General features: G+C 69.9%; 26 protein-coding genes. 14 read left to right on the top strand and 12 right to left on the bottom strand.

Annotation, left to right across the window (positions count from 1 at the left end):
* Positions 1–19 precede the first annotated feature (19 nt).
* Entirely contained in the window at positions 20–1,045 is a 1,026-nt protein-coding gene (locus tag AC1DBD_RS12650) for an isopenicillin N synthase family dioxygenase (protein ID WP_476982246.1), read from the top strand.
* 12 nt (positions 1,046–1,057) lie between these two features.
* Here the strand turns inward: AC1DBD_RS12650 and ligD are convergent, their stop codons facing one another.
* Genes ligD through AC1DBD_RS12635 form a run of 3 tightly spaced genes read right to left on the bottom strand, consistent with a single transcriptional unit; the run spans position 1,058 to position 5,959 of the window.
* The gene (ligD, locus tag AC1DBD_RS12645) at positions 1,058–2,080 is read right to left on the bottom strand and encodes a non-homologous end-joining DNA ligase (protein WP_476892616.1); all 1,023 of its coding nucleotides are present in this window, start codon (positions 2,078–2,080) and stop codon (positions 1,058–1,060) included.
* Positions 2,081–2,126: 46 nt separating this feature from the next.
* Positions 2,127–4,676, bottom strand: a complete 2,550-nt coding sequence (locus tag AC1DBD_RS12640; RefSeq protein ID WP_441418636.1) for a cation-translocating P-type ATPase — start codon at positions 4,674–4,676, stop codon at positions 2,127–2,129.
* A complete protein-coding gene (locus tag AC1DBD_RS12635) occupies positions 4,676–5,959 on the bottom strand; it encodes a class I SAM-dependent methyltransferase (protein WP_441418635.1) in 1,284 nt (427 codons plus the stop codon). The genes AC1DBD_RS12640 and AC1DBD_RS12635 overlap by 1 nt, the downstream gene beginning before the upstream one ends.
* Positions 5,960–6,113: 154 nt before the next feature.
* On the opposite strand from AC1DBD_RS12635, the gene AC1DBD_RS12630 reads away from it, so the two are divergent.
* The 5 genes from AC1DBD_RS12630 (at position 6,114) to AC1DBD_RS12610 (ending at position 8,628) form a co-directional block, all read left to right on the top strand.
* A complete protein-coding gene (locus AC1DBD_RS12630) occupies positions 6,114–6,464 on the top strand; it encodes a hypothetical protein (protein ID WP_441418634.1) in 351 nt (116 codons plus the stop codon).
* A complete protein-coding gene (locus AC1DBD_RS12625) occupies positions 6,451–7,143 on the top strand; it encodes an alpha/beta hydrolase family protein (RefSeq protein ID WP_476926156.1) in 693 nt (230 codons plus the stop codon). Before AC1DBD_RS12630 ends, AC1DBD_RS12625 begins: the two co-directional genes overlap by 14 nt.
* On the top strand, positions 7,140–8,075 hold the full coding sequence (locus AC1DBD_RS12620) for an amidohydrolase family protein (RefSeq protein ID WP_476909426.1): 936 nt from the start codon (positions 7,140–7,142) through the stop codon (positions 8,073–8,075). Before AC1DBD_RS12625 ends, AC1DBD_RS12620 begins: the two co-directional genes overlap by 4 nt.
* Positions 8,076–8,140: 65 nt before the next feature.
* Positions 8,141–8,362: a hypothetical protein gene (locus AC1DBD_RS12615; RefSeq protein ID WP_441418631.1), complete on the top strand. Its 222-nt coding sequence runs from the start codon at positions 8,141–8,143 to the stop codon at positions 8,360–8,362.
* A 41-nt stretch (positions 8,363–8,403) separates the two neighbouring features.
* Positions 8,404–8,628 carry a VOC family protein gene (locus AC1DBD_RS12610; protein ID WP_476909427.1) on the top strand — a complete coding sequence of 75 codons (225 nt, stop codon included), beginning with the start codon at positions 8,404–8,406 and terminating at the stop codon, positions 8,626–8,628.
* A gap of 27 nt (positions 8,629–8,655) precedes the next feature.
* Here AC1DBD_RS12610 and AC1DBD_RS12605 read toward each other — a convergent pair whose 3' ends face one another.
* Positions 8,656–11,340, bottom strand: a complete 2,685-nt coding sequence (locus AC1DBD_RS12605; RefSeq protein WP_476982245.1) for an ATP-dependent RNA helicase — start codon at positions 11,338–11,340, stop codon at positions 8,656–8,658.
* Between the two features lie 155 nt (positions 11,341–11,495).
* On the opposite strand from AC1DBD_RS12605, the gene AC1DBD_RS12600 reads away from it, so the two are divergent.
* The 5 genes from AC1DBD_RS12600 (at position 11,496) to AC1DBD_RS12580 (ending at position 16,058) form a co-directional block, all read left to right on the top strand.
* A complete protein-coding gene (locus tag AC1DBD_RS12600; protein WP_476982244.1) occupies positions 11,496–11,762 on the top strand; it encodes a hypothetical protein in 267 nt (88 codons plus the stop codon).
* A 329-nt stretch (positions 11,763–12,091) separates the two neighbouring features.
* Positions 12,092–13,135 carry an NAD(P)-dependent alcohol dehydrogenase gene (locus tag AC1DBD_RS12595; RefSeq protein ID WP_175322614.1) on the top strand — a complete coding sequence of 348 codons (1,044 nt, stop codon included), beginning with the start codon at positions 12,092–12,094 and terminating at the stop codon, positions 13,133–13,135.
* A 230-nt stretch (positions 13,136–13,365) separates the two neighbouring features.
* On the top strand, positions 13,366–14,538 hold the full coding sequence (locus AC1DBD_RS12590) for a class I SAM-dependent methyltransferase (protein ID WP_476982243.1): 1,173 nt from the start codon (positions 13,366–13,368) through the stop codon (positions 14,536–14,538).
* A gap of 27 nt (positions 14,539–14,565) precedes the next feature.
* Positions 14,566–15,069 (top strand): N-acetyltransferase family protein, encoded by a 504-nt coding sequence (locus AC1DBD_RS12585; protein ID WP_476982242.1) that lies wholly within the window; start codon positions 14,566–14,568, stop codon positions 15,067–15,069.
* 53 nt (positions 15,070–15,122) lie between these two features.
* Positions 15,123–16,058, top strand: coding sequence for a prenyltransferase/squalene oxidase repeat-containing protein (locus AC1DBD_RS12580; RefSeq protein ID WP_476982241.1), 936 nt, complete (start codon positions 15,123–15,125; stop codon positions 16,056–16,058).
* 92 nt (positions 16,059–16,150) lie between these two features.
* Here the strand turns inward: AC1DBD_RS12580 and AC1DBD_RS12575 are convergent, their stop codons facing one another.
* Complete coding sequence (locus AC1DBD_RS12575; protein WP_441418624.1) at positions 16,151–16,282, bottom strand: hypothetical protein; 132 nt, start codon at positions 16,280–16,282, stop codon at positions 16,151–16,153.
* 40 nt (positions 16,283–16,322) lie between these two features.
* Positions 16,323–16,694 carry a winged helix-turn-helix transcriptional regulator gene (locus AC1DBD_RS12570; RefSeq protein WP_476982240.1) on the bottom strand — a complete coding sequence of 124 codons (372 nt, stop codon included), beginning with the start codon at positions 16,692–16,694 and terminating at the stop codon, positions 16,323–16,325.
* A 101-nt stretch (positions 16,695–16,795) separates the two neighbouring features.
* Here AC1DBD_RS12570 and AC1DBD_RS12565 point away from each other — a divergent pair, with 101 nt between their 5' ends.
* From AC1DBD_RS12565 to ggt, 3 genes are all read left to right on the top strand, one after another.
* Positions 16,796–17,659 (top strand): SDR family oxidoreductase, encoded by an 864-nt coding sequence (locus AC1DBD_RS12565; protein ID WP_476982239.1) that lies wholly within the window; start codon positions 16,796–16,798, stop codon positions 17,657–17,659.
* Between the two features lie 128 nt (positions 17,660–17,787).
* Positions 17,788–18,261, top strand: coding sequence for an NUDIX hydrolase (locus AC1DBD_RS12560; RefSeq protein WP_476982238.1), 474 nt, complete (start codon positions 17,788–17,790; stop codon positions 18,259–18,261).
* 109 nt (positions 18,262–18,370) lie between these two features.
* Entirely contained in the window at positions 18,371–20,197 is a 1,827-nt protein-coding gene (gene ggt, locus AC1DBD_RS12555; protein WP_476982237.1) for a gamma-glutamyltransferase, read from the top strand.
* Here the strand turns inward: ggt and AC1DBD_RS12550 are convergent.
* From AC1DBD_RS12550 to AC1DBD_RS12525, 6 genes are all read right to left on the bottom strand, one after another.
* Complete coding sequence (locus AC1DBD_RS12550; RefSeq protein WP_476982236.1) at positions 20,181–20,690, bottom strand: mycothiol transferase; 510 nt, start codon at positions 20,688–20,690, stop codon at positions 20,181–20,183. The genes ggt and AC1DBD_RS12550 overlap by 17 nt on opposite strands.
* A 120-nt stretch (positions 20,691–20,810) precedes the next feature.
* The gene (locus AC1DBD_RS12545) at positions 20,811–22,331 is read right to left on the bottom strand and encodes an aldehyde dehydrogenase family protein (protein ID WP_476982235.1); all 1,521 of its coding nucleotides are present in this window, start codon (positions 22,329–22,331) and stop codon (positions 20,811–20,813) included.
* Positions 22,328–23,086 (bottom strand): HD domain-containing protein, encoded by a 759-nt coding sequence (locus tag AC1DBD_RS12540; RefSeq protein WP_476982234.1) that lies wholly within the window; start codon positions 23,084–23,086, stop codon positions 22,328–22,330. Before AC1DBD_RS12540 ends, AC1DBD_RS12545 begins: the two co-directional genes overlap by 4 nt.
* Before the next feature lie 33 nt (positions 23,087–23,119).
* Positions 23,120–24,382 carry an NAD(P)/FAD-dependent oxidoreductase gene (locus AC1DBD_RS12535; protein WP_441418748.1) on the bottom strand — a complete coding sequence of 421 codons (1,263 nt, stop codon included), beginning with the start codon at positions 24,380–24,382 and terminating at the stop codon, positions 23,120–23,122.
* Positions 24,383–24,474: 92 nt separating this feature from the next.
* The gene (locus AC1DBD_RS12530) at positions 24,475–24,795 is read right to left on the bottom strand and encodes a 2Fe-2S iron-sulfur cluster-binding protein (RefSeq protein WP_441418616.1); all 321 of its coding nucleotides are present in this window, start codon (positions 24,793–24,795) and stop codon (positions 24,475–24,477) included.
* A gap of 46 nt (positions 24,796–24,841) precedes the next feature.
* Positions 24,842–25,615, bottom strand: a complete 774-nt coding sequence (locus AC1DBD_RS12525; RefSeq protein WP_441418615.1) for an SDR family NAD(P)-dependent oxidoreductase — start codon at positions 25,613–25,615, stop codon at positions 24,842–24,844.
* Positions 25,616–25,618: the final 3 nt, after the last annotated feature.

Here is a 25,618-nt window from a genome sequence, read left to right as displayed (position 1 = left end):
CCGGTGCTACCTTGCAGTGATGGACACTCGAACCGAATCAATCCCGGTGTTGGACCTGGGTGCGGCGAGAAACGACGACGGTTCATTCAACCCCGCCTTTGTTGCCGAGCTCCGCGACGCCAGCCACCGGGTGGGCTTCTTCCAGTTGATCGGCTATGGCGCCACCGGCGCGCAAGTCGATGAGCTCTTCGACGTCACGCGCCGGTTTTTCAATCTTCCGGAAGCGGACCGGCTGGCGCTGGACAACCGCAAGTCGCCGCATTTCCGCGGCTACACGCGGCTCGGCCACGAAGTGACGCAGGGACGGCCGGACGCACGGGAACAGCTGGACTTCGGTCCCGAGCGCCCCGCCCTGCGCGACTACCCGGCCGAGCAGCCGTACTGGCTGATCCAGGGGCCCAACCTCTGGCCGGATAAGGCCCTCCCGGAGCTACGCACCGTCGCCATGGCCTGGGCCGACCGAATGTGCGTGGTGGGCGCGGAACTGCTGCGCGCGATCGCGGTCTCGCTGGACCTTCCGGAAGACCACTTCGCCGCCGCCTTCGAGGGGACACCCGCGTGGATGGCCAAGCTCACGCACTACGTCGGCGGCGTGGTCCCGGCGGCCGGAACCCAGGGCGTCGGTGCGCACGCCGACTACGGCTTCGTCACCCTCCTGCTGCAGGACCGTGTGGGCGGCCTGGAGGTGCGGCCGCACGGCAGCGACGACTGGATTCCGGTGGCGCCGCTCGAAGGGGCCCTGGTGGTGAACCTGGGCGAAATGCTGGAGGTTGCGACCCAGGGGTACCTCTCGGCGACGATCCACCGGGTGCAGGCGCCGCCGCCCGGCGTCGACCGCTATACGGTTCCGTTCTTCTGGTCGCCGCGGCTGGACGCCGTCATCGATCCGGTCCCGCTGCCGCCGGCCCTGGCGGCGCAGTCCCGCGGGCTTTCGGACGATCCGGACAACCCGATGCTCGCCTCCTACGGGGCGAACGTGCTCAAGGGCTGGCTCCGCGCCCACCCCGAGGTGGCCAGGCTGCACCACCCCGAACTGGTCCAGTAAGAGGGTCCGTTTCTAGTCCTTGCTCCGGGCCCGGCTGGGCTGCACCCGCGGCGGCTCGCCGGGCATTTTCGGGAAGTCGGGCGGGAAGGGAAGCTCGCCGAGACCCGCGGCCACGTCCCGTTCCCACCACCCGAGCAGGGCCTCGATGGAGCCTGGGCTGGCATGCATGTCCGCCCACGGATCCCCGGTGGCCTTGAGCCGGGCGGGAACGGTGGCGACGGTGAAGTCCTTGGGGTCCGCGCCGTCCAGCTCGTCCCATTCCAGCGGGCAGGATACGGTGGCGGCGGGCAGCGCCCGCGGGCTGTAGGCCCCGGCCATGGTGCGGTCACGGTTGGCCTGGTTGAAGTCGATGAACACCCGCGTGCCGCGTTCCTCCTTCCACCACGCTGTGGTGACCTGCTCCGGCATCCGGCGCTCGAGTTCGCGCGCGGCGGCGATGACAGCGTGCCGCACCTCGAGGAACTCATGCGCGGGCTCGATCGGTGCGAAGACGTGGAGCCCGCGGTTGCCGGAGGTCTTGATGAAGGCCGTCAGCCCCGCTTCGGCCAGCACCTTGCGCAGTTCCTGGGCCGCCGGCACGGCGTCCCGGAAGCTGGTGCCCGGCTGCGGGTCAAGGTCGATCCGCAGCTGGTCCGGGTTGTTCGGGTTCGCAGCCCGCGACGCCCACGGGTGGAAGACCACAGTGTTCATCTGCACCGCCCACACCGCGGCGGCTATCTCATCGATCACCAGCTGGGGATGCGACCGGCGGCTCGGATAGACCACGTCCACGGCCCGCACGAAGTCCGGGGCCCCTTTGGGCGGGTTCTTCGAGAAGAACTGCTCGCCGTCGACGTCGCCGGAGAACCGCTGCAACGTGATGGGGCGGCCGCCATTAGCGGCCAGGAATGCGTCCCCGACGGCGACCATGTAGTGGGCCAGGTCCAGCTTGCTCAGGCCCGCTTCGGGCCACAGCAGCCTGCTGGGACTGGAGATCCTGACTTCCCTGCTGCCGTCTGGTCCCGCAACGGAGACCGTCGTTTCTTCCCGCGCCATGAGGATCAAGCTACCCCGGGGCGCTGTCCAAGGAAAGGAGGCAGCGTCAGGGCCGGCGGACGGTCTTGTAGATTTCGAACCAGACCACCCCGGCGGCCCCGGCCACGAGCGCCAGCAGCCAGTCCCCCGGCCCCAGCGGCCCCAGGTCGAAGGCGCCGCGCAGCCCCGGGACGCTCAGCAGCACCACCAGGAACAGCGCCGCACCGCCGACCACCCACTTCAACGTCCGGTTCCGGCGCTCGCGGAACGTCCGCCAGACCGGCAACCGCCAGGACCGGTTCACCAGGATCAGCGACAGGTTGCCGATGACCAGGGTGGCGAAGGAGACCGAACGGACGACGTCGTCCGCCTTCCCGCTGCCGATGCTCCAGAGGTAGACGCCGACGACGGCCGCCAGCACGGCGAGCCCCTGGCAGGCGGCGATGACCAGGACCCGGCGGCCGAAGATGCCCTGGCCGGCCTTGCGCGGCGGCTGGTCCATGATCGCCGGGTCGATCTCCTCGGCTTCGAAGACCACGGAGCACGCCGGGTCGATGATGAGTTCCAGGAACGCGATCTGGACCGGCAGCAGCACCAGCGGCCACTCGCTGACGAAAACCGGCAGCAGGGACATGCCGACGATCGGGACGTGGACGGCGATGGTGTACGCCAGCGCCTTGCGCAGGTTGTCGAAGATCCCGCGGCCCTGGCGGATGCCGCCCGCGATGGAACTGAAATCGTCGTCGGTGATGACCAGGTCCGCGGATTCGCGGGCCACATCGGTGCCGCGCGCGCCCATGGCGATGCCAATGTCCGCCGCGCGCAGGGCCGGGGCGTCGTTGACGCCGTCGCCGGTCATGCCGACCACCTCGCCGTTGACCTTGAGGGCACGGATCAGCCGGAGTTTCTGCTCCGGCACCATCCGTGCGAACACGCTGACGGTCCGGATGCGCCGGGCCAGTTCATCATCCGCCATGGCCTCGAGCTCGGGGCCTGTGATGACGCCCGCGCCGTGGTCCAGGCCGATCTCGCGGGCGATCGCCAAAGCCGTTCCGGGATAGTCCCCGGTGATCATCACGGTCCGGACCCCCGCCCGCGCGCAGGCCGCGACGGCGTCGGCCGCGCCAGGCCGCAACGGGTCGTTCAGGCCCACGAGGCCGAGGTACTCAAAGTCGAAATCACGCTGGAATTCCGGCAGGCTCCCGGCCCGGTCGAACACGGCGCGCGCCACGGCGAGGACCCGTTGGCCGCCGGCGGTGGCCGTCTCGACTTCGGAGGTGAGGACCGCAAGCTGGGCCGGGTTCAGGCGGCACAGCCTGGCAATCGCTTCCGGGGCACCCTTGGCGGCCACGACGTAGCGGTTTCCGTCGGGCGCGCGCCAGACGTGCGAGAGGGCCAGCAGGCCTTCGGAGAGCGGGTACTCCCGCACCAGTTCCCAGTCGGCGTGCAGGTGTTCGCTGTCGGCGAGGTACTTCGCGCCCACCGCTTTGAAGGCCTTGTCCATCGGATCGAAAGGATCCACCGGGGAGGCGAGCACACCGAACTCAGCGATCGCGTGGAAGGCCTCCGGCAGCGGCCGGTCGTCGACGGTGAAGCTCTGTCCCCCGACCACCAGCTGGCGCACGGTCATGCTGTTCAGGGTCAGGGTACCGGTCTTGTCTACGCAGATGACGGTCGCCGCACCCAGGGCCTCGATCACCGGCGAGCGCCGGGTCAGCACATGCTTTTGCGACATCCGCCACGCGCCGAGGGCCAGGAACACGGTCAGCACCACCGGGAACTCCTCGGGCAGCATCGCCATCGCGGTCGCGATGCCGGCCAGCAGTCCTTCCAGCCAGTTCCCCCGGGTCAGCCCGTACACGACCACGACGACGGCGGCGGCCGCCAGGCCGAACACGGCCACGTACCGGACCAGCCGGTCGATTTCCCGTTGCAGCGGGGTGGGTTCCTGTTCGATGGAGCGCAGGGCCGAGCCGATGCGGCCCAGTTCGGTGCCCGCTCCCGTCGCCTTGACCAGCGCCAGGCCGTGGCCCTTCACCACCAGGGTGCCGGAGAAGATCCAGGGCGTCGCGTCCCCGCCTGGCCGGCCCAGCGCCTCCGCCGCGGCAAGGGCCGCGTCCGGTACCTTGCGGACCGGGACCGACTCCCCGGTCAGGGCGGATTCGTCCGCCGCGAAGTTGCGGGCCTCCAGCAGCACCGCGTCGGCCGGCACCCGGTCCCCTTCGGCGAGCACGGCGAGGTCCCCGCGCACCACCTCGCGCCCGGGGATGCGTATCTGCTCCCCGTCGCGGACCACGAGTGCGCGCGGGGAGGACAAATCCCGGAGGGCTGCGAGGGCGTTCTCGGTCTTGCGCTCCTGATAGATGGAAATACCGATCACCACCACGACGAAGGACATCAGCAGCACGCCGTCGAGCAGTTCGGCCAGCAGGAAGTTCACGGTCCCGGCGACCAGCAGCAGGAGCAACATGGGCTGGCGGATCACGGCCCAGCTCTGCTGCAGGAGATTGCGCGGCTTCGCTGTCGGAAGCTCGTTCGGCCCCTCGGCCGCCAGCCGCCGGGCTGCCTCCGCTGCGGAGAGCCCCTCCGCGACGGCGGCGGCCGGTCCGGGTGTCATCAGAGCCAGGCGGTCCGGCGCAGCGGGGGTTCGGCGCCACCGGCGCGCTGCACCAGGACCTGGTTCACTCCCGTGGTTCCGGCCTCGAATCCCAGCGCACTGGCGGCCATATAGAGCCGCCAGACCCGGGCCCGGCCCGGACTGCTGGCCCGAACGGCCTCGTCCCAGTGGCGTTCCAGGTTCTGCACCCATGCCCGCAGGGTCAGCGCGTAGTGCGGGCGCAACGCCTCGACGTCGAGCACTTCCAGGCCGCTGGCCTCCAGGGCGCCGATCATCTCGGTGAGGCTGAGCATCTCGCCGTCCGGGAAGACGTAACGCGGGATGAAGGAGTTCGGATCGGGGTCGGTCGGTCCGGCGTTCCAGGAGATGGCGTGGTTCAGCAGCCGGCCGCCGGGGCGGAGCAACCCGTGCAGCCGGGAGGCGTAGTGGCCGATCTGTTCGCGGCCCACATGCTCGGACATGCCGATGGAGCTGATCGCATCGAACGGTCCGTCCGACACGTCGCGGTAGTCCTGGATCCGGATCTCGACCCGGTCCGTCAGCCCTGCTTCCGCCACCCGTTTCCGTGCCAGTTCCGCCTGCTCGGCGGACAGGGTGACGCCGACGACGTCGGCCCCGTAGCGTTCAGCGGCGTGGATGGCGAAGCTGCCCCAGCCGCAGCCAACGTCCAGCACCCGCATGCCTGGCCGGAGTCCGAGCTTGCGGCAGACCAGATCAAGTTTTGCTTCCTGCGCCGCGTCCAGGCCCGTCCCGGGAGTGTCCCAGACCGCGCAGGAGTAAACCAGGGACGGGCCAAGCACGAGGGCGTAGAAGCTGTTCCCGACGTCGTAGTGGTGCGAGATGGCGGCGGCGTCGCGCCTGCGGGAATGCCGCCGGCCCTTGCGCGCCACGCGGGCCTCCTCGGGGGGCGGGGCCGGGTTCGGTCCCAGCGCGCCGAGCCGCACCGCGGCCGCGGCCAGGGTCCCCAGTTCCCGGACGGTGGGGCGCCGGAACGGCCCGGGCTCGGCGAATTTCCCCGCCGAGCTGAGGGCGGCGAAACTGGCAAAGATGTCGCCGGGCGCCTCAATCTCGCCGGCGACGTAGGCCCGGCTCAGGCCCAGCTGGCCGGGCGAGAAGAGGATCCGCCGCAGCGCCCGGCGTGAGTGGAACACCAGCAGCGGGGCGCCCTCCGGTCCGGCTTCCGAACCGTCCCAGGCGCGCAGCCGGAGCGGAATGTCCGTGGTACCGAGCACGATGGCCAGCGCAGCGGCCAGCCGCGACGCGGCTCCAGCAGTAGTCGACATGGTTCTTTCCTCTCAGCCGGTGGCTTGCCCCAGCCCCAATCTATTGGCAACCGGGACGCCCGAACAGGGGCCGGACGTCCCGGAATCGCGCGCTTCGGCAACGGTCGGCGGGCCGCTCTGGTGCTCGCCGCGGCCGGTGATTAGGGTGGCAGACATGGCTGAGGCATTTTCGTCCCTCGTGGACGCGTTCAAGAACGTGGGGGTGTCCCGGGCGTACGGCGCTCCCGTGCAGCTCGACGGCGAGGAACTGATCCCCGTGGCGCTGGTGTCGTTCGGGTTCGGCGGCGGGAGCGCCCCGGCCTCCGAGGACGCTCCCGCGGGGTCCGGCGGCGGGGGCGGCGGCTTCGTCCTGCCGCTTGGCGTTTATGCCCGCAGCCGGGGCGGCCGCGTCGTGTTCCGGCCCAACCCGGTCGCGGTGCTGCTCGGCCTGGCACCGGTGGTCTGCGCTGTTGGTTTGATGCTGCGGGCTGTGTCACTGCGGGGACTCCTGCATGGCCGCCGCTGAACTCCCGCTGACCATCGACGTCGACGGCACGGCAGTATCCGGGATCTACGCCAGGCCGCCGAGACCCGCCGCGACTCTTGTCGTCGCCCACGGCGCAGGGGCCGGGATGGAGCACCCGTTCCTTCGGGGTTTCACCGCGACCTTGAACGACGACGGCGTCGCAACGCTGCGGTTCAACTTCCCGTACCGCGAGGCGGGCCGGAAGTTCCCGGACCGGCCGCCGGTGGCCATCGCGGCCTGGCGGGCGGCGATGGCCGCGGCCGCTGCCCGTTCCGAGGGCGAACCGCTCTGGGCCGCCGGGAAGTCCTTCGGCGGCCGGATGGCGTCGATGGCGGTCGCGGAGGGCATGCCCGCGGCCGGTCTGGTGTACCTCGGCTATCCGCTGCATCCGCCGGGCAAACCGGAGAAACTGCGTGACGGACACCTCTACGGGCTCACCGTGCCGATGCTGTTCCTCCAGGGCACCAGGGACACCTTCGCCACCCGCGGGCTGCTGGAGTCCGTGGTGGAGCGCCTCGGCCCGGCCGCGACGCTGCAGTGGCGTGAGGGCGGGGACCATACCTTCGCCGTGGCCGGGGCGAAGCGGTCGCCGGAAGAGATCGGGGCGGGCCTTGCGGCCGCGGTGGCGGATTTCATCCGGCTGCACAGCGCCGACCCGGCCTCCGAGGGCGCCCGGTGAAAGGGACGGAGGTGCCGGGCACCCGCACCGGCCGGCCGGGATCACTGGGCGACGGCGACGTCCCCGCGTGGTGGCAGCGGCTGGGGTTGCCGGGGCTGATCGACATCCACACGCATTTCCTCCCCGAGCGGATGCTGCGGCGGGTCTGGGCGCATTTCGATGAGGCCGGACCGCTGGTGGGCAGGCCCTGGCCGATCACCTACCGCACGGACCAGGACAGCAGGTTGGCCCGGCTCCGGCAATTGGGGGTCCGACGCTTCACCGCCCTTACCTACGCGCACCGGCCCGGGATGGCGGCGGACCTCACGGACTTTGCCCTGGACCTCGCCTCGGCTGAGCCGGACTGCGTGCCCAGCGCCACGTTCTACCCGGAGGACGGCGTGCTGGGGCAGGTCGAGTCTGCCCTCCACCGCGGCGCGCGCGTCTTCAAGATCCACGCCCAGGTGGGCGGTTTCGACCTGCGCGAGCCGGTCCTGGACCCGGTCTGGGGACTCCTCGCGGACGCGGCCGTTCCCGTGGTGGTGCATGTGGGCAGCGGCCCGGTGCCGAGGGCCGGGTTCACCGGCCCGGACAAGCTTGAGGGCGTGCTGCGCCGGCATCCCGGGCTCACCGCCGTCGTCGCGCATCTGGGCACGCCGGAATACGGGGAATTCCTTGCCCTGGCCGAAAAGTTCCCGCGCGTCCACCTCGACACCACGATGGCGTTTACCGACTTTTTTGAAGAGGTGGCCCCGTTCCCGGCCAGGCTGCTGCCGAGGCTCTCGGAATTTGCGGACCGGATCGTGCTCGGCAGCGACTTCCCGAACATCCCGTACCCCTACGCGCACCAGCTTGAGGCACTCGAACGGCTCCGCGACAAGGAGCCACGGCTCGACGACGACTGGCTGCGGGCGGTGTGCTGGTTCAACGGCGAACGGCTGATCGGCAGCTGATCCCCAGTTGTTCCGGTTGCGGGCAATGGTTCCCATAACGGCTCCGAGGCTGAATGATGGTGCCCATGAGCAAACCATATGAAGCGTCCCGGCGCGTCGAATCCAGCAATCCCGAGGCAGTGGCAACAGCGGTCCGGGAGGCCACCCACGAACTCCGCGACGAACTTCAGCGCGACGGGATCGAGGTCAGCTTCCAGGACCTGGCCCTGCTGGGCCATTCGGAATCCTGGGACGGCGAGGGCCAGCGCTGGGTCCACGTTGCCTGGGAGGGCGCCGAGGCCGGGTAGCAAGGGTGCCCACCGGCGGGCCCCGGGACTAGCATCCGCTCATGATGACGAAGCTTTTCGCCTACCTCAGCTACCAGGATGCCCCTGCCGCGCTGGACTGGATGGAGCGGCTCGGGTTTGAGGTCGTCCGCCGCGAGGACGGGGCCGGGGGCCGGGTCGTCCATGCGGAAGTCCGCCTCGGCGGTGCAGTGCTGGCACGGGTGCTGGACCCGCAAGGACAGGAGTGGAACGCCGGGACGTATGAACCCGGTCTTCCCGGGGCTTGACGGAGCTGCGGGGGTCGGCCCCGGCCGTCACATCCTGCTCTTGACCCTGGCCGTCGCGGGTGCCGTCCAGGGATCCTCAGGCCAGGGATGCTTCGGGTAGCGGCCGCGCATCTCCGCCCGGACCTGCGCGTAGGGCCCGGACCAGAAGGATGCCAGATCGTCGGTCACCGCGAGCGGCCGTCTGGCAGGCGAGAGCAGGTGGAACAACACCGGCACGCGGCCATCCACCAGCCGCGGCGTCTGATCCCAGCCGAAGCACTCCTGCAGCTTGACCGCGACCACCGGCCGGCCGCCGTCGTCATCCGCCTCGGGGTAATCGATCCGCACCCGCGAGCCGCTGGGTACCTCCAGCGCCTCCGGAGCCAACTCCCCCAGCCGTCCCGCTTCGGGCCAGGGCAGCAGCCGCCGCAACGGTTCGGCGAGGCCGATGCCGCTCGTTGCGGCACCGGCGGCCAGGGCCTCGAGCTCCGGCGCCAGCCACTCGTCCAGCCGGGCCAGCAGGGCGGGCTCTGACATGTCCGGCCAGGGTTCGCCCAGTTCGCGGTGCAGCAGGGCCAGGCGCCGGCGCAAGGCGTCCGCCGCCGCCGACCAGCCGATCGTCTGCAGCCCTGCCTGCGCCAGGGCGCGGGCCACCGCGGCGCGGCCTTCCGCCGCGGACGGACGCACCGGCGTCGAGGAGAGCATGATCGCGCCCAGGCGGCGTTCCCGGCGGGCGGTGACCCGGCCCTGGGCGAATCCTGCCTCCACGGTGTCGCTGAGCAAATGCCGCGCGGCGGCCTCCGCGGCCTCCGCCGTCAGCGGCGCGGCGGACCGGATGACCGCGCCGGTTCCGGCCGCGTCTTTCCCGTCGGCGCGCGAAACCTCGGCAACGGCGAGCCACTCGTGGCCGGCCAGGCGGCTGCCGCCCGGGAGCCCGGCCCGGGTTCCGGAGGACAGCAAGTAGCGCTCGTCCGGTCCCGGGACCCGGCGCGCCACCCGGTCCGGGAACGCGAGGGCGACGACGAATCCGGTGCCGTCCGTGCCGGCTGCGGGCGCCGTCGGCAGCGACGCCACGCTGCCGGACTGCGGCTGGCGGGCAATGGCCTCCATCCGCCGGACGTCGTCCGCCCAGCGACGGGACCCCGGGTCGTTGCCGGAGCGCAGGGCGCTCAGTAGTCCGGGCAGGTCGGCGCCGGGGGCGCGTTGTCCGCCGGCGACGACGGCGACGGCCTCTGCCGCGGTGCGGTGCCCCACGGCGGCGGCGCCGTCCAGCAGGGCGCGGGCGAGCCGCGGATCCGCCGGAATCCGGGCCAGCGTCTTGCCGAGCTCCGTGGCCAGGCCCGCGGGTCCCACCGCGCCGAGTTCGCGCAGCACTTCAACGGCCTCGTCCATCGCAGCCTTGGGCGGGGCGTCCGGGAGTGCCAGCCCGCTGCCGCCCGGCGAGCCCCAACAGGCCAGCACCAGGGCTGCGCCCGTCAGGTCGGCGACGACAATCTCCGGGGTCTGATGGGCAGGGGCGGCTCCGTAGCTCTTCTGGTCATAGCAGCGGACCACGCGTCCGGGGCCCAGCCGGGCGGCCCGGCCGGCGCGCTGTTCAGCGGAGGCCCGGGAACAGGACACGGTCACCAGGCCCGTCATGCCGCGCCCCGCGTCCCGCCGCGGTTCGCGGGAGAGGCCGGAATCGACCACCAGGCGTACGCCCGGCACCGTCAGGGAGGACTCGGCGAGCGCGGTGGAGACGATGATCCGAGCGGGTTCGCCGGGGCTGCGGCCGGATACGGCCCGGTCCTGAGTGGCCGGGCCCACCTGGCCGTGCAGCTCCAGCACCTCTGCCGTCACCCGGCCGCGCAGCCGGGCGGCGACGTGGGAGACCTCCCGCGCACCCGGGACGAAGACCAGGGCATCTATGTCCTCTCCGGCGGCGAGCGCCGCGGCGTGGGCGTCAGCGGCCGTATCCGCCACATGGTCCAGGAACGCGCGCGTCACTCCCCGGGCGTCCAGGCGGGCGGCCGGCGCGGGCGTCCACTGGACCTCGAGCGGGTACAGCGCGGAAGGACAGCCCACAACGGGAGCCGCGCCGCCGCCGTCGTGCCCGCCGGCCCCTGCGCCGCGCCCCTCCGGCAAGGTGTCCGACGGCGGCGTCGTGTCCCCCAGCAGGGCGGCGAAGCGCGGCGCGTCCAGGGTGGCTGACATGGCGACGAGCGTGAGGTCCCCGCGCAGATGGCGGACCTCGGCGAGCATGCCGAGCAGCAGGTCGGTCTCCAGTCCCCGTTCGTGGACCTCATCGAGCACCACCGCATCGGTGCCCTCCAGCCCGGGATCGGCGAGGAGGCGGCGCAGCAGGATGCCTGGAGTGACGAACTCGATCCAGGTGCCGGGGCCGGCCTGGCGGTCGCCGCGGACCGTGTAGCCGACGCGCCCGCCCAGCGGGCTGCCGTCCAAAGCGGCGAGGCGCCGGGCCGCGGAACGCGCGGCGACGCGGCGCGGCTGGGTCACCACGATGCGGGGGGCGCGCACACCGGCGCCGTGGGCAAGGTTGGCCAGCAGCGGCGGCACCAGGGTGGTCTTGCCCGTACCCGGAGGCGCCTCGACCACCGCCGTGCCCGCCGGGGATCCCGCCTGCAGGGCCTCCGCGAGCTTGCCCAGGGAAGCGGCAAAGACCAGACCGGTTCCAATGGAGCCGAGATCGAAGGGCTTGTCCGCCAGGTTGGGAGCGGTGGGCGTTGGAGTCACTCCTCCATTGTCCCCCGCCGCGCCTGGCGGCAGTTCTGCGGGCCCATCCTGCCTGCCCGGCCCGCCCTGTATCGGCTTCAACGCCTAGGCTGCGGCGCGGAGGGAGGGGAAACTACGGAAGACTGGAACTTCTCAATCACAAAGGTGGCACCCCATTGATTAATCTCCAGCAGGACGCCGAGGGCTTCATCCGGATGAACCGGCACTTCCCCGCCAGCACGCCCATCACCATCACCTTCGCCGACGGCTCCACCGAAGAAGTCACCGGCCGGCAGCTGAACACGGCCTACGACGACGCACTCGCCGAGTACCGCGCGCAGAACCACTTGGACGCCAAGGGCTTTTCCCGTGCGCCCAAAAAGAGAGTCGATCCGGGCAACAAGATCGAATTCGTCCGCGTGCACCCCGGCATGGCCGGCTAGCAGCGCCGGGGAGGGAGGCCCTGCCAGTACCTGTACCAGCAGGGACTCCCCCGCCGCCGCGGCAGGCAGTTGAATGGAACCGTGAGCCAGCGCCTCGCCGCTGGAGCAGTCCCTTTCCGGAGCTGCGACAAGAGCTGGACCAGAAAAAGTGTCCCGCTTCGGAACAATCCACCCCGGCAGGGTGTTGGCTCATACTGTGGCCCCGGACGGCATGCCGTCCGGCCACAGCGCCATCGTGGGCCGGCAGGTTCAGAGGCGCCCCCCAAGCCCCTGAACCTACTCCTCTCCCCCACGACCGCGACTTTCGAACCGACTCTTACTGGAGAAGAATGCTTACTGTAAACGCTTACGCCGCCCCGTCCGCCACGGAGGACCTCGTCCCCACCACCATCGAGCGCCGCGACGTCGGCCCGCACGACGTCCTGATCGAGATCAAGTTCGCCGGGATCTGCCACTCGGACATCCACACGGTCCGCGGCGACTGGGGACCGCAGTCCTACCCGCTCGCTCCCGGCCATGAGATCGCCGGCATCGTGACCGAGGTCGGCTCGGCCGTCACCAAGCACGCCGTCGGTGACCGCGTCGGCGTCGGCTGCATGGTGAACTCCTGCGGCGAGTGCGCCAACTGCCAGGCCGGCGAGGAACAGTACTGCCTCAAGGGCAACACCGGCACCTACGGCGCCGTGGACCGCGACGGCACGATCACCCAGGGCGGCTATTCCACCCACGTCGTCGTGACCGAAGACTTCGTGGTGAGGATCCCCGAGGGCATCGAGCTCGACGTCGCCGCTCCCCTGCTGTGCGCCGGCATCACCACCTACTCGCCGCTGCGCCACTGGAACGCCGGCCCCGGCAAGAAGGTCGCCGTCGTCGGGCTCGGCGGGCTTGGACACATGGCTGTCAAGATCGCCCACGCCATGGGCGCCGAGGTCACGGTCCTCTCGCAGTCCCTCAAGAAGCAGGAAGACGGCTTGCGCCTCGGCGCGGACCACTACTTCGCCACGAGCGACGAGAATACCTTCACCGAGCTCGCCGGCACCTTTGACCTGATCATCAACACCGTGAGCGCCTCGATCGACATCAGCTCCTACCTGCAGTTGCTGCGCCTCGACGGCACCATGGTCAACGTGGGCGCCCCGGCCGAGCCGCTGCCGGTCAACGCGTTCGCCCTGATCGGCGGCCGTCGCTCCTTCGCCGGCTCGATGATCGGCGGCATCCGCCAGACCCAGGAGATGCTGGACTTCTGCGCCGAACACCACCTCGGCGCCGAGATCGAGGTCATCCCGGCCGAGAAGATCAACGAGGCCTACGAGCGCGTGCTGGCTTCCGACGTGCGCTACCGCTTCGTGATCGACACCGCGACCCTGGTCTAGTTCCGGGGAGCTTTTCCGCGCTGCGGTTCCGGACGTACGACGCGCAAACGGTCCGGCGCTATGGGGATTCCCGTAGCGCCGGACCGTTTCCGTATCACCAGGCGGTTTCCGCCGCGGAAACCCGCCCCGGCAGCGGTTCAGCCATCACCCGCTGCACGCCCCGGAACCGCCACCCCTTGCCGGTTACGGCCCGTGGGAGGAAGATGTCGGGCACATCAGGGAGGCCCGCCATGATCCAGCTTGGCAAGTTTGAGACACTCCGCGACACCCTCGGCCGGCACCTACGTCTGAGGGTCCGGCAGGGAGCGCCCAACGGCCCGCACCCGGCCCCGCCTCGGCGACCGGCACAGGGACCTGCGGCGGCGGCCCTGTTCCGGGTGATCCAGCTGGCGCTGTTCCCGGCGGGGACAGCGGGCTACCTCTGGGCACTGCCCAAGCTGCTGGTCTACAGCCGGCGGACCGGAGTCTCGGCCACCCTCCTGGCCTCTCTCCACACGCGGTTCATGCAGCACCGGCTGGGCACCAGGGATGATGAGCCGGCCGAGCGGCTCATGATGGTCATGCCCAACGTTTCCCGGACGGGTTTCAGCCTGGTCGCGGCCCCAACGATCGCCGCCCACGGTGCGACCGGCTACGTTCCCAGGGTCTACCGCTACCCCTACGAGGGCGAGGCGCCGTTGAGGCACCAGGATTCGGCACGGACGAGCTTTTTTGATGCTGCCCTCCAGCGCCATCTTCCCGGCGTGGGCCAGCTGGTCATCCTCGGGGCGGGCTTCGACACCCGCGCCTTCCGGTTCTCCGGAGCCGACCACGTGCGCTGCTTCGAGGTGGACAAGCCCCTGACCCAGGCCTTCAAGCTCGGCATGCTGAAGCGTGCCGGACTGTCCACACAGCTGGCGAGCTACGTCGCCGCCGACCTCCGGACGCAGGATTGGTGGAGCAAGCTCCTGGCCGCCGGTTTCGACCCCGACCGGCCGGCGTTCTTCCTCTGGGAGCCTGTGACCATGTACCTGGACCGCGCTTCCGTCGAGGCGACGCTCCGCCGGATCGGCGGTGGAGCCGCCGGCAGTGTGGTCAGTTTCGACTATTTCGCCCCTTTGCCGGCGAGCCCCTCGACTTCGGAATCGACAACACTCCCCCGGCACGGGATCGCGCCGTGGAGTTCCTCCGGCCCTTCGGCCTTGCCATGGAGGAACACCGAAATTTCGGCAAAGAGACCCGACGGCGGGGCGCGCCGGCCGGCTTCGTCACCGCCGTCGTCGGCCAAGCAGGGTAACCCGACCGGAAAGGAACTGTTCACCTTCCGACGGCCTTCCCGTCGTCCGGATATCACCATCCGGAAACGCCGCCGCAATAAAGCGGGTGCAAGCTGGAGGGGACTCCCAAAGGGTGTCTCGTTATAAGAGGTTGCTAGAGAGAGCAGGGCTGCCGTGAATCCCCTAATCATCCTGACCGCGGCCACCGGCCCACGCGAGGGCGCCCGCCCGGGCACCGCGATACGGCCCATCCAGGCAGCCGACCTCCCTGAGCTGTCCGTAATGTACCGGGACTCCTATGCGAACGGCCTGCCGCAGCCCGAGGACCGCGCCGTCGGCTGGATCGACGCCCTGCTCGGTGGAGCCCACGGCCGGCACGTTCCGGAGGCATCCGCGGTCAAAGCAGCCCCCGACGGACAACTTGCGGCCGCCATCATCGTCACCGAGCCGGCCCCGGGCAGCGAGGGCGACTGGGACAGCGAGATCGCCGAACTCTTTACCCACCCCGACCATCGCCGGCAGGGTCTGGCGGAGGAACTGCTTGGCCACTGCCTGCACACCCTGCATGCCTTGGGCCGCACCCGGGTGGCGGTCACGGTGGACAGCGGAAATTCGGCGGCGCTGGCGCTCTACCTGTCCAGGGATTTCCGCCGGCTGTCCAACGACGACGGAGACTGAGGGCCCCGCCGGGTTCCTTCCCCGCCGGATGAAGGTGGTGCTAGCTTGTCCGGATGGACGTCCTCGACTGGCTGCTCGATTCCGACCCCGCCATCCGCTGGCAGGCCCTGCGCGACTTGACGGGCGCGGGCGCGGACGAACTGTCCGCCGAGCGGGCCCGCGTCGCTGCGCAGGGGTGGGGCGCCCGCCTGCTCGGGCTGCAGGCCGACGACGGGCAGTGGGACGGCGGCGCGTACTTCCCGGCGCCATTCGATGAATCCGAGCCGGGCCAGCCCTGGACCGCGACGACCTACAGCCTGCTGCTGCTCCGCGAGTTCGGGCTCGACCCCGGCAGCGAGGCAGCGCGCAACGCCGTCGCGCGTGTCCGGCAGAACAGCCGCTGGGAGGAAGCCGGCCAGCCGTTCTTCGAGGGCGAAGTGGAGCCCTGCATCAATGGGATGACCGTCGCGCTCGGTGCCTACTTCGGCGAGGACGTCGATGGCGTCGTGACGCGGTTGCTGGGGGAACAGCTCGACGACGGCGGCTGGAACTGTGAGGCGGAACGCGGGTCCACGCGATCCTCCTTCGACACCACCATCAACGTCCTGGAAGGGCTGCTGGAGTACGGGCATGCAACCGGCGGCACTCCCGAAGTCACCGCGGCGCGGCGGCGCGGCGAGGAATACCTGCTCGAACGCGGCCTCCTCCGCCGCAAGAGCACCGGCGGGTTGATCGACCCGGCGTGGCTGCAGTTCTCCCACCCGGTCCGTTGGCACTACGACGTGCTCCGCGGCCTGGACTACTTCCGGGCCGCCGGGGCTGCCGTGGATGAGCGGACGGCCGAGGCAGTGGGCGTGGTGCGGTCCAAGCGGCAGCCCGACGGGACCTGGCACCTGGAGAACAGCCATCCGGGGCGGATCCACTTTCCGCTGGACGAGGGTGACGGCCGCCCGAGCCGCTGGAACACCCTGCGGGCCATGCGGGTCCTGGACTGGGCCGAACGCTCCTAAGGTGTTTGTAACTTCGATGGAATTATGGCTAAATTTGGATGTAGGTATCGGAGTTTTTTTGGGGGAAGCATGAACAAAGCGCAACGACGCGCTCATATGGAGCCGCCCTGCCCGGCGTGCGGTTCACGGGTGGTTCCGATCTGGAAAGACGTACGTCCCGTGGCGGCGCGCCAGCCGGACTGGCAGGTCAACGCGAGGCAGTGCAGCAGCCAGGGCTGCAGCATGAACGATCCACAGAACTGGTAGCTGGGCGCCAGGGCCCCACTACTGGCCGATGATTTCCTCGGCGTTTTCCTGCACCCAGCCAAAGAGCGGCAGCAGGTGGTCGGTGAGTTCCCGGCCCCGCTGCGTCAGGCTGTAGTCCACCCGCGGCGGAATGGTCGGCCGGGCCTCGCGGTACACCAGGCCGTCGCGCTCCAGCGTCTTCAGCGTCTGCGCCAGCATCTTTTCGCTGATGCCCTCGGCCCGGCGGCGCAATTCGCTCCAGCGCTGCTGCCCGTCGGCCAATGCGATCAGAATCAGCACCCCCCACTTGCTCGTCACGTGGTCGAGCAGGGTCCGGCTTGCGCAACCGGCCGGAAATACGGGGCTCTCCGAACGCTGCGGGGACCGGGATGATTCATAACTAACCGTCACGTATGTACCTTACCTGAAAGTGCGTACTCTCTTCCGGGAAGTTTTGCCGCTGCGGGCCGGTTGTCCACTCCGGAAGAGCAAACACGTGAAAGGAATTTCCCATGAGCATCGTCGTCACCGGCGCCACCGGACAACTTGGCCGCCTTGTAATCGAATCCTTGCTGCAGCGCGGCGTCCCCGCAGGGCAGATCGTCGCCACCGGACGTGCCGTCGAACGGCTGGCGGAGTTCGCCGGCCGGGGCCTCCAGGTTAGGGCCATGGACTACGACGACGCCGCCACGGTCACCGACGCCCTTAAGGGCGCCACGAAGGTGCTGCTGATTTCCGGGAGTGAAGTCGGCCGGCGGGTGCGACAGCACCGCGCTGTGATCGATGCCGCCGTCGCCGAGAGCGTCGGACTGATCGCCTACACCAGCATCGCCAATGCGGACAGCACGGGCATGAAGCTGGCCGCCGAGCACCAGGCGACGGAGGCCCTGCTCGCGCAATCCGGACTCCCCTACGTGCTCCTGCGCAACGGCTGGTACCTGGAGAACTACACCGAGCAGCTTCAGGGGACGCTCGCACAGGGCGTGTTCGCCGGAAGCGCCGGCGACGGCAAGGTTAGCGCCGCGGCGCGCGCCGACTATGCCGAGGCAGCGGCTGCGGCCCTGCTGGCCGAGGACCAGGCCGGGAAAGTCTACGAACTCGGCGGCGACGACGCCTTCTCTATGGCGGAACTGGCCGGCGAGATCGCCGAGGCCAGCGGGCAGCCGATCGCATATCAGGACCTGCCCGCGGCCGACTACGCCGCCATGCTGACAGGATTCGGCGTGCCGTTGGACTTCGCCGATATCCTTGCGGACTCCGACCTGGGGATCGCTCGAGGAGACCTTCACGTCACTACGACTCAGCTACGCACGTTGATCGGCCGGCCCACAACACCCATGTCCGAGGCGGTCCGGTCGGCGGTATCCGCGCTTTAGGGGGCTCCAACCTCCCCTGGCAACCGGGCCGCGGCAGCCATGCCTCCACGGTTCCGGGCCCGACCGCGCTTGCCTTCGCACCGCGCGTCCGAAGATAGTCCGGAACCCGCCCGTGGACTGGAGGCCGCATGAGCGTTCTGAGTGCCGGCCTGCTGCTGTACCGGCGGGGTCCGCAGTCGCGGCTGGAAGTCTGGATCGGACACATGGGCGGGCCGTTCTGGGCGCGGAAGGATGCCGCGGCCTGGTCCATCCCCAAGGGCGAATACACCGAAGACGAAGACGCCCTGGCGGCCGCGCGCCGCGAGTTCGCGGAGGAAATCGGCACCGCCCCGCCCGACGTCGATTACTTCCCGCTGGGCAGCTTCCGGCAGGCTTCGGGCAAGATTGTCACCGTCTTCGCCGCCGAATGTGACTTCCGGCCCGAAAGGATCGTGAGCAACACCTTCTCGCTGGAGTGGCCAAGGGGATCGGGCATCGTCCGCAGCTACCCGGAGATCGACGACGCCGCGTGGTTCAGCGAGTCCGAGGCCCGCACGAAGCTGGTGCGCGGCCAGCTTCCGGTCCTGGACGCGCTCCTGGCGCACCTGCGGGAGGCAGGCTAGCCGCGGCCGCCAGCCACCGGCGTGACAGGATGCTGCATTGAATGTCACAACGGGCGAAGGTAGTGTGACAGAAACTGTCAGTTCACACGACGCTAGCCCGGGAGCAGCCATGCAACATGTAGGACGTCGACTGTCCGCCGTCACCGCGGCACTGGCCCTGAGCGTGGCGGGCGGCGCCGTCGCCGGCCCCGCCTCCGCGGCACCGCGCGAGACTGAAAAGACCGCGACGGCCATCGGCTACGGCGGCGCGGTGAGCACGGTGGACCCGGAGGCCTCGGCCGCCGCGATCGAGGTGCTCCGCAAGGGCGGCAACGCGGCAGACGCCGCCGTCGCCGCAGCCGCGACCCTGGGCGTGACCGAGCCGTACAGCGCCGGCATCGGCGGCGGCGGCTACTTCGTCTACTACGACGCAAAGACCGGCAAGGTCGGCACAGTTGACGGACGCGAGACTGCTCCGGCCGGGATGCCGCACGATGCGTTCATTGACCCGGCGACGGGCCTGCCCTATCGCTTCACCCCCGAGCTCGTCACCAGCGGCGTCGCCGTCGGCGTCCCTGGCACCCCCGCGACCTGGGAACGGGCACTCGAGCGCTGGGGCAGCCTGGGGCTTGGCGAGGCCCTCAAACCGGCCATCAAGGTGGCCACCCGAGGCTTCGTCGTGGACGGAACGTTCCGGCAGCAGACCCTCGACAACAAGGCCCGCTTCGCCGCATTCCCCGCGACCAGCAACCTCTACCTGCCCGGCGGGGACGCTCCCGCCGTCGGCAGCATTTTCCAAAACCACGACCTGGCCGCGACTTACCGGCTCCTCGCGAAGCAGGGCACGCGCGGCTTCTACAGCGGGCCGCTCGCTGCGGAAATCGCGGCCACCGTCCAGGCTCCGGCGAAGGCCGCCGGCACCAAGCTCCCCGTCCCGGCCGGATTCATGACAACGGCGGATCTCGCCGCCTACCGTGCGCTGGACCAGGATCCCACCCACGTGGACTACCGCGGCCTGGACGTCTACGGCATGGCGCCCTCCAGCAGCGGCGGTACCACGGTCGGCGAGGCGCTGAACATCCTGGACCCGTCCAATCTCTCCGGGATGTCCCGGGCCGGCGCCCTGCACCACTACCTGGAAGCCAGTGCCCTGGCGTTCGCCGACCGCGGCAAGTACGTCGGCGACCCGGCGCAGGTCGACGTGCCCACAGCCGCTCTCACCGACCCGCTCTTCGGCAAGGAACGCGCCTGCCGGATCGACCCGCAGCATGCCGCGGCCAAGCCGGTCGCACCGGGAAATGTGTCAGCGTACGACGGCGTGTGCCCGGCCGCCGCAGTGGCCCCCGCGGTCGAGTTGGACACCGAGAACATCTCGACGACGAATCTGACGGTCGCGGACAAGTGGGGCAACGTGGCGGAGTACACCCTCACGATCGAGCAGACCGGCGGATCCGGCATGGTGGTGCCCGGCCGCGGGTTCCTGCTCAACAACGAAATGACCGACTTCTCCACCGTGTACGACCCCAAGGATCCGAACCGGATCGAGCCGGGGAAGCGTCCGCGCTCCTCGATGGCGCCGACCATCATCCTGAAGGACGGGGCGCCGTTCCTCGCGCTCGGCTCCCCCGGCGGATCGACCATCATTACGACAGTGCTGCAGACCATCCTGAACCGGGTGGATCTGGGCATGACGATCTCCGAGGCGATTGCGGCACCGCGTGCGTCACAGCGGAACACGGCCAAGGTCACGGCCGAGCCGTCGTTCATCGCCGCGTACGGCACCGGGCTGGCGCCGTACGGCCATCAGTTCACACCGTCCGGGGATGCGTTCACCTCGGCGGCGGAGATCGGCGCGGCAACCGCGATCGAGTTCGGTCCGGGCGGGCGCCTGGTCGCGGCCGCCGAGCCGGTCCGACGTGGCGGCGGTTCGGCGATGGTGCTCAACCGGTCTCGGTAACGGCGCCTTTCACGTACGCGGCCTGTCCCGCGTGCTGGAGGCAATCGGCGAGAATGCTGACCAGCCGTACCCCGAGCGTGACCGGTGGCTTCCAGCGGGTGTCCACGACGCGGTCGAGCTCCTCGTCGCTGAGGGATTCCAGGAACCCGACCGTCTGCCGGTGGACGGCGTCGTAATAGTCCCGCAGCAACTCAGGCGGGGCCTGAACCGCGTCGACCTGCTCGGACGTGTGCCCGTAGCCGGTGTCCTGGACGGGCAGTGACAGGCCAAAACGTCCGGCGAAGCCCTGCGACGTCCACACCTGCTCCAAGCCGGCGGCGGGGGCGATTTGGGCATCCTCCCCGCGGCTGAGGTGCCAGACCAGCCACGCAATCGGGTTAGCCTGGTCCGCCACCCGCCGGACCAGCAGCTCCGGGTCTATGTCTTCGAGGGTGGCGGCCACGATCTCGTGGATCCTGCCAAACCCGTCAAGCAGCAGTTCGTTGGCCTTCATTGCAGTCCCCTCCCGGCGCACTGTCGCTGAGCCCCCATGCTGGCACGGCCGGAACCGGTTGCGCTATCACTTTTGGTTGTTCCGGGTGCGGCAGAGGGACCATAAGGGAAAGAGCATCTCCTACGCCTTCCGGTGGATCGACTTGTAGCTGAGGTAGGCGTTGAGGCCCTCGACGCCATATTCGGTGCCGAGGCCGGAATCGTGCCGGCCGCCAAAGGGCGCCGCATGGTTGGAGGCGAAGAAGTTGATGCCCACCGAACCGGTGTCCATCCGTTCCGCCACCGCCATCGCCGTCCCGGGGTCGGAGCCGAACACCAGCCCGCCCAGGCCGAACTCGGTGTTGTTGGCCAACGCGACCGCTGCATCGGCGCTGCCTCCCGCGTCGTCGTACTTCAGGATGCAGATGACCGGTCCAAAGATCTCCTCGCGCGAGATCCGCATGTCGGGGGTGACGTCGGCGAACACGGTCGGCTCGACAAAGTAGCCGCCTTCGAGCCCGCCGCCGAGCGACGCGGCGCGGCCGCCGGTCGTGGCACGGGCGCCTTCGGCCAGGCCGGACTCCACGTATTCCAGTACGGTCCGGTACTGGGACTCCGTGGCGCACGGGCCAAACACGGTGTCAGGCTCCAGCGGGTCGCCCTGCTTGGCTGCCGCGATCGTGGCGGTGACCATGTCCACCACTTCCTCGTACCTGCTGGCGGGTGCCAGGATCCGGGTCGAGATGTAGCAGGTCTGCCCGGTGTTGCGCAGGCAGGAGCGGATCAGCACCTTGGACATGGCGTCCAGGTCCGCGTCCGGCAGCACAACCGCACTGGATTTTCCGCCGAGTTCGAGGGTGACAGGGCGCAACAGTTCGCCGCATGCCGCTGCGATCTTTCGGCCCACCGGCGTGGAACCCGTGAACGCCACCTTGTCGACGCCGGGGTGCTTCACCAGCTGATCCCCCAGCCGGCCGGATCCGGTGACAAGGTTGACGACGCCGGCCGGGACACCGGCCGCGGCCACCGCGTCAATGACCACCCGGAGGGACAACGGGGTGGGAGACGCCGGCTTGATCACCACGGTGCAGCCGGCCAACAGCGCCGGGGCCAGCTTGATGACCACGAGGTTGATCGGAAAGTTCCACGGTGCGATCAGGGCGCACACGCCCACCGGATCGCGCCGGACAACAGATTCCCCGCTGCCCTTCGGGAAGGCCCGAACGTCCTCGCGCTCCAGGTACTCGGCCAGGGTGGCGAAGTAGCGGAGGATCCCCGCGGCGTTGGCGGCGGCCCCGGCGGATTCGGATACCGGCGAGCCGTTCTCGCGGGTGTTCGTCAGGGACAGCTCCCCGGCCCGCTTCTCCACTTCCTCGGCGATGCGCAGCAGGTACGCGGCGCGGACCGACGGCGCCAGCCGCGGCCACTCGCCGGCGTCGAAAGCACGGCGTGCGGAGGCGACGGCGGCGTCGACGTCTTCGGCGGTACCGTCCGGCACGGAGCCCCAGGCTTCGCCGGTGGCGGGGTCCGTGACCGGGTTGCGGCCGGTACCGCGTGCCGGGATCCAGGCGCCGTCGATGAAGAGGTCGTCGACGTGGGTGTAGGGCAGTTTGAGCGCGGCGCGGGCGGCCACGGCGGGGGCCTCGTGCGTGGCGGCGGTCATCGGATGACCGCCGTCTTGAGCAGGGCGGTGGAGCGGTCCAGGTCCGCGATGGCCATGTCGAACGCGGCCTGGGTGATGAGCTCGGGCACGATTTCCGAGGTCAGCCGCTCGGTGTAGGTCGCGGGGTCCATCTTGAACCAGGAGGAGGCCAGGGCGATCCCAGCCTGGTCGAAGCGCCACAGCCGGTCGGCGTCGCGCATCAGTGCGTCCTCCAGCGAATAGGCCACCGGGCGGGTGTCATGCCCGTCAATGATCGCGCAGACGCGCTCGATGAATTCGGCGTCGTAGCCCAGGTCCGGTAGCACCCGGCGGCCGACGTCGCAGCCTTGCTTTTCGTGTTCATACCGGATGGCGGCCTTGCGCCAGTCCCCGGCGAAGCCCTCGGAGATGATCCGGGATTCGTCCACGTGGGCCCAGCCGGTGTCGTGCAGCACGGTGGCCACCCGGACCAATTCGGCGTCGGCATCCGGATAGGCCCGGCAGAGCCGCTCCGCGTAGGCGAGCGAGATCGGCAGGTGAATGTCGTTGCCTCGGGTGCGGGTCTCGTGCACTACTGCCCGCCAGAGCCCGTCCAGTTCTCCTAGGGCCGCGGGGGTAGTGGCGATCGGGGCCGTGTCCACCGGTCCCGGCGCCGGAATCGGCCGGACCGGATAAGCGGCGGCGAAGTCCGCGGCCGCGGGGTGGGCAGGGGCGACAGCAGTAGTCCCGGCTGTGGCAGTGCCGGCGTCGGCAACCGGCGTCTTGGGGGTGGTCATAGTGCTCCTTCGGGTGGGGCTGGCCGGAGGCGGCTAGCTGTCCGTGGTGATCGTCTTGAGGGGTGTAGCCGGGTCCGCGGCGGCGTCGGCGGGGATGTTCTGGCCTTTGGCGAGGGCGTTCTTGACCGCCATGAAGTCCAGCGGCGCGTTGACGCAGTCCGCGGCGATGATGCGGCCCTGCCGGTAGTAGAGGACGCTGAACTTGCCCCGTTCCTGGTCCTGCCGCAGCACCGTCTGGTCGTAGCCGCTGCAGAGTCCGGCGATCTGGAGCTTGAGGTCGGCCTGGTTGGACCAGAACCAAGGGATGCCGGCATATTCCTCGCGCCGCCCGGTGAGCGAATAGGCGGCCACCTTGGCGTGCTCGATCGCGTTGTTGACACTCTCGAGCCGGATCCGCTCCCCCGGTTCCGAGCCGGGGACCGGGTTGGGCATGTTGGCACAGTCGCCGATGGCCACCGTGGTCCCGTCCGAGGCCAGCGCGAAGCGGTCCACGACGATCCCGTTGTCCACGGCCAGGCCAAGCTGTTCGGCCAGCTGGGTGTTCGGGATGACGCCGATGCCGACCAGCACGATCTGCGCGGGCAGCACCGTGCCGTCCTGGAGTTCGACGCCGGCGACCCTGCGGCCGTCGCCCGGGGCGTTGTCACCGGCGCCGGCTGCGGTGAAGCGCTTGGCGCTCGTGTTCAGCCGGATGTCCAAGCCCCGGGCACGGTGGGCCTGCAGGAAGTACTCGGCGGTTTCCTCGCCGACGGCGCGGCCCACCAGCCGCGGACCGAATTCGAGCACGGTGACGTTCTTGCCCATCTTTTGCAGGCTGGACGCGGCTTCGAGGCCGATGAATCCGCCGCCGATCACCACCACGTCGGTGGCATCCTCCACCCGGGCCTTGAGCGCCAGGGCGTCGTCGGCGTTGCGCAGGTAGAGGACGCCGTCGAGGTCCCCGCCCTCAATCTCCAGTTTTCGGGCGCGGGCGCCCACGGTGAGGGCGAGCCGCGTGAAGGGGAACTGCCGCCCGGAGGAGGAATGCGCCACCCCGGACCCGTCGGCTTCCTTCTCGATCCGGACGATGTATTCGCCCTTGACCAGCTCCACGTTGTGCTCGGCCCAGTACTCGTTGGAGCGGAAGATCAGGGATTCGCTCTCCACCGTGCCCTGCAGGAACTCCTTGGACAGGGCCGGGCGCTGGTAGGGCCGGTGGTCCTCGTCGCCAAGCAGGGTGATGTGCTCGTCGAAGCCGAGCGCCCGCAGCGACACCGCGAGCTGGACGCCGGACTGGCTGGCGCCGATGATCAGCAGGCCGGTGCGGGTGTGGCTTGCAGTTTCGGGACCGGCTGCGCCGGCCGTTTCGGCGGACGTCTGCTGCGCCGCGGCAACGTGGGTTTCCACGGCTACACCTGGGTTTCCGGGGTGGTGACGAACAGTTCGATCTCGTCCGTCAGGCGCAGCTGGCAGGACAGCCGCGAGTTGTCCTCGCGGTCCACGGCCGTGCCGTAGAGCATCTCGTCCTCCATGTCCTCCATCGGTGGAAGCTCCGCGAGGCAGTCCTCGCGGACAAAGACGTGGCAGGTGGCGCAGGACAGCGAGCCGCCGCATTCGGCCACGATGCCGGGGACGCCGTTGCGCACCGCGGTCTCCATGACGGAATCCCCGGGGTTGCCCTGCACGTCGCGGACGGCGCCATCGGCGTCGGTGAAATGAACCGTTGGCATTGGTCCTCCTTGAGTAGAAAGTCGCTTGGAAAGTTGGAGCCGGCGCTCAGATGAACTGGCGGCCGCCGTCGACCACCATGGTCTGGCCGGTGTAGTAGGAACTGTCCGGGCCGGCCAGGAAAAGCGCCGCACCCACGATGTCTTCCGGCTGGCTGGCCCGCTTGATGGCACCCCGGTCCACGCCGTAGTTCTCGGCGTTCTCCATCAGCCCATAGCTGGCTTCGGTGAGGGTGAAGCCGGGGGCGATCGCGTTGACGGTAATCCCCCGCCGGCCCAGTTCCTTGGCCAGCACCCGGGTCAGGGCCACCACACCGCCTTTCGAGGCGACGTAGTGCAGCCACTGCTCCGAGCCGCTGAAGATCGTGGCGCTGGAGAGGTTGATGACGCGCCCGCCCTCGGGCAGGAACGGGCTCGCCGCCCGGGTGACGAGCCAGGGGCCCTTGAGGTTGACGTTCATCACCAGGTCCCATTCGGCCGGGTCAATGTCCTCGAACGGGCTGCGGGTCACCCCGGCGTACACCGCCGCGTTGTTGAGCACGACGTCGATGCTTCCGCTACCGAAGTCCGCGCAGTCTTTTGCGAGGGCCTCGGTGGAGTCGACGCTGGTGACGTCGGCGTAGAAGGCGGCCGCCTCGGCCCCGGTATCCAGGACCAGTTTGGCTGTTTCCTCAGCGCCCGCCAGGTTCACGTCCGCCACCGCCACGCGGTAGCCGCGGCGGGCGAAGCCGAGCGCGAACGCGCGGCCCAGCCCGCCGGCGGCACCGGTGATCAGGACGGTGCGGGCCGGCTGGTCCGTGCGCCCGTCTTCTGCGGGGTTCATCGT

The sequence above is a fragment of the Arthrobacter sp. 10T419 genome (assembly GCF_056394105.1).
The sequence above is the reverse complement of the archived record's forward strand: the minus strand, read 5'-3'. Positions and strand labels throughout refer to the sequence as shown.

What these genes read in the sequence shown, in the direction of transcription:
- AC1DBD_RS12635 (WP_441418635.1), bottom strand. Translation starts at nt 5,959, where the DNA reads ATGTCGACTACTGCTGGAGCCGCGTCGCGGCTGGCCGCTGCGCTGGCC.
- AC1DBD_RS12530 (WP_441418616.1), bottom strand. Translation starts at nt 24,795, where the DNA reads ATGCCAACGGTTCATTTCACCGACGCCGATGGCGCCGTCCGCGACGTG.
- AC1DBD_RS12545 (WP_476982235.1), bottom strand. Translation starts at nt 22,331, where the DNA reads ATGACCGCCGCCACGCACGAGGCCCCCGCCGTGGCCGCCCGCGCCGCG.
- ggt (WP_476982237.1), top strand. Translation starts at nt 18,371, where the DNA reads ATGCAACATGTAGGACGTCGACTGTCCGCCGTCACCGCGGCACTGGCC.
- AC1DBD_RS12615 (WP_441418631.1), top strand. Translation starts at nt 8,141, where the DNA reads ATGAGCAAACCATATGAAGCGTCCCGGCGCGTCGAATCCAGCAATCCC.
- AC1DBD_RS12580 (WP_476982241.1), top strand. Translation starts at nt 15,123, where the DNA reads ATGGACGTCCTCGACTGGCTGCTCGATTCCGACCCCGCCATCCGCTGG.
- AC1DBD_RS12525 (WP_441418615.1), bottom strand. Translation starts at nt 25,615, where the DNA reads ATGAACCCCGCAGAAGACGGGCGCACGGACCAGCCGGCCCGCACCGTC.
- AC1DBD_RS12575 (WP_441418624.1), bottom strand. Translation starts at nt 16,282, where the DNA reads ATGCTGCAGCCCTGGCTGCTGCACTGCCTCGCGTTGACCTGCCAGTCC.
- ligD (WP_476892616.1), bottom strand. Translation starts at nt 2,080, where the DNA reads ATGGCGCGGGAAGAAACGACGGTCTCCGTTGCGGGACCAGACGGCAGC.
- AC1DBD_RS12540 (WP_476982234.1), bottom strand. Translation starts at nt 23,086, where the DNA reads ATGACCACCCCCAAGACGCCGGTTGCCGACGCCGGCACTGCCACAGCC.
- AC1DBD_RS12625 (WP_476926156.1), top strand. Translation starts at nt 6,451, where the DNA reads ATGGCCGCCGCTGAACTCCCGCTGACCATCGACGTCGACGGCACGGCA.
- AC1DBD_RS12595 (WP_175322614.1), top strand. Translation starts at nt 12,092, where the DNA reads ATGCTTACTGTAAACGCTTACGCCGCCCCGTCCGCCACGGAGGACCTC.
- AC1DBD_RS12565 (WP_476982239.1), top strand. Translation starts at nt 16,796, where the DNA reads ATGAGCATCGTCGTCACCGGCGCCACCGGACAACTTGGCCGCCTTGTA.
- AC1DBD_RS12630 (WP_441418634.1), top strand. Translation starts at nt 6,114, where the DNA reads ATGGCTGAGGCATTTTCGTCCCTCGTGGACGCGTTCAAGAACGTGGGG.
- AC1DBD_RS12610 (WP_476909427.1), top strand. Translation starts at nt 8,404, where the DNA reads ATGATGACGAAGCTTTTCGCCTACCTCAGCTACCAGGATGCCCCTGCC.
- AC1DBD_RS12560 (WP_476982238.1), top strand. Translation starts at nt 17,788, where the DNA reads ATGAGCGTTCTGAGTGCCGGCCTGCTGCTGTACCGGCGGGGTCCGCAG.
- AC1DBD_RS12650 (WP_476982246.1), top strand. Translation starts at nt 20, where the DNA reads ATGGACACTCGAACCGAATCAATCCCGGTGTTGGACCTGGGTGCGGCG.
- AC1DBD_RS12550 (WP_476982236.1), bottom strand. Translation starts at nt 20,690, where the DNA reads ATGAAGGCCAACGAACTGCTGCTTGACGGGTTTGGCAGGATCCACGAG.
- AC1DBD_RS12640 (WP_441418636.1), bottom strand. Translation starts at nt 4,676, where the DNA reads ATGACACCCGGACCGGCCGCCGCCGTCGCGGAGGGGCTCTCCGCAGCG.
- AC1DBD_RS12590 (WP_476982243.1), top strand. Translation starts at nt 13,366, where the DNA reads ATGATCCAGCTTGGCAAGTTTGAGACACTCCGCGACACCCTCGGCCGG.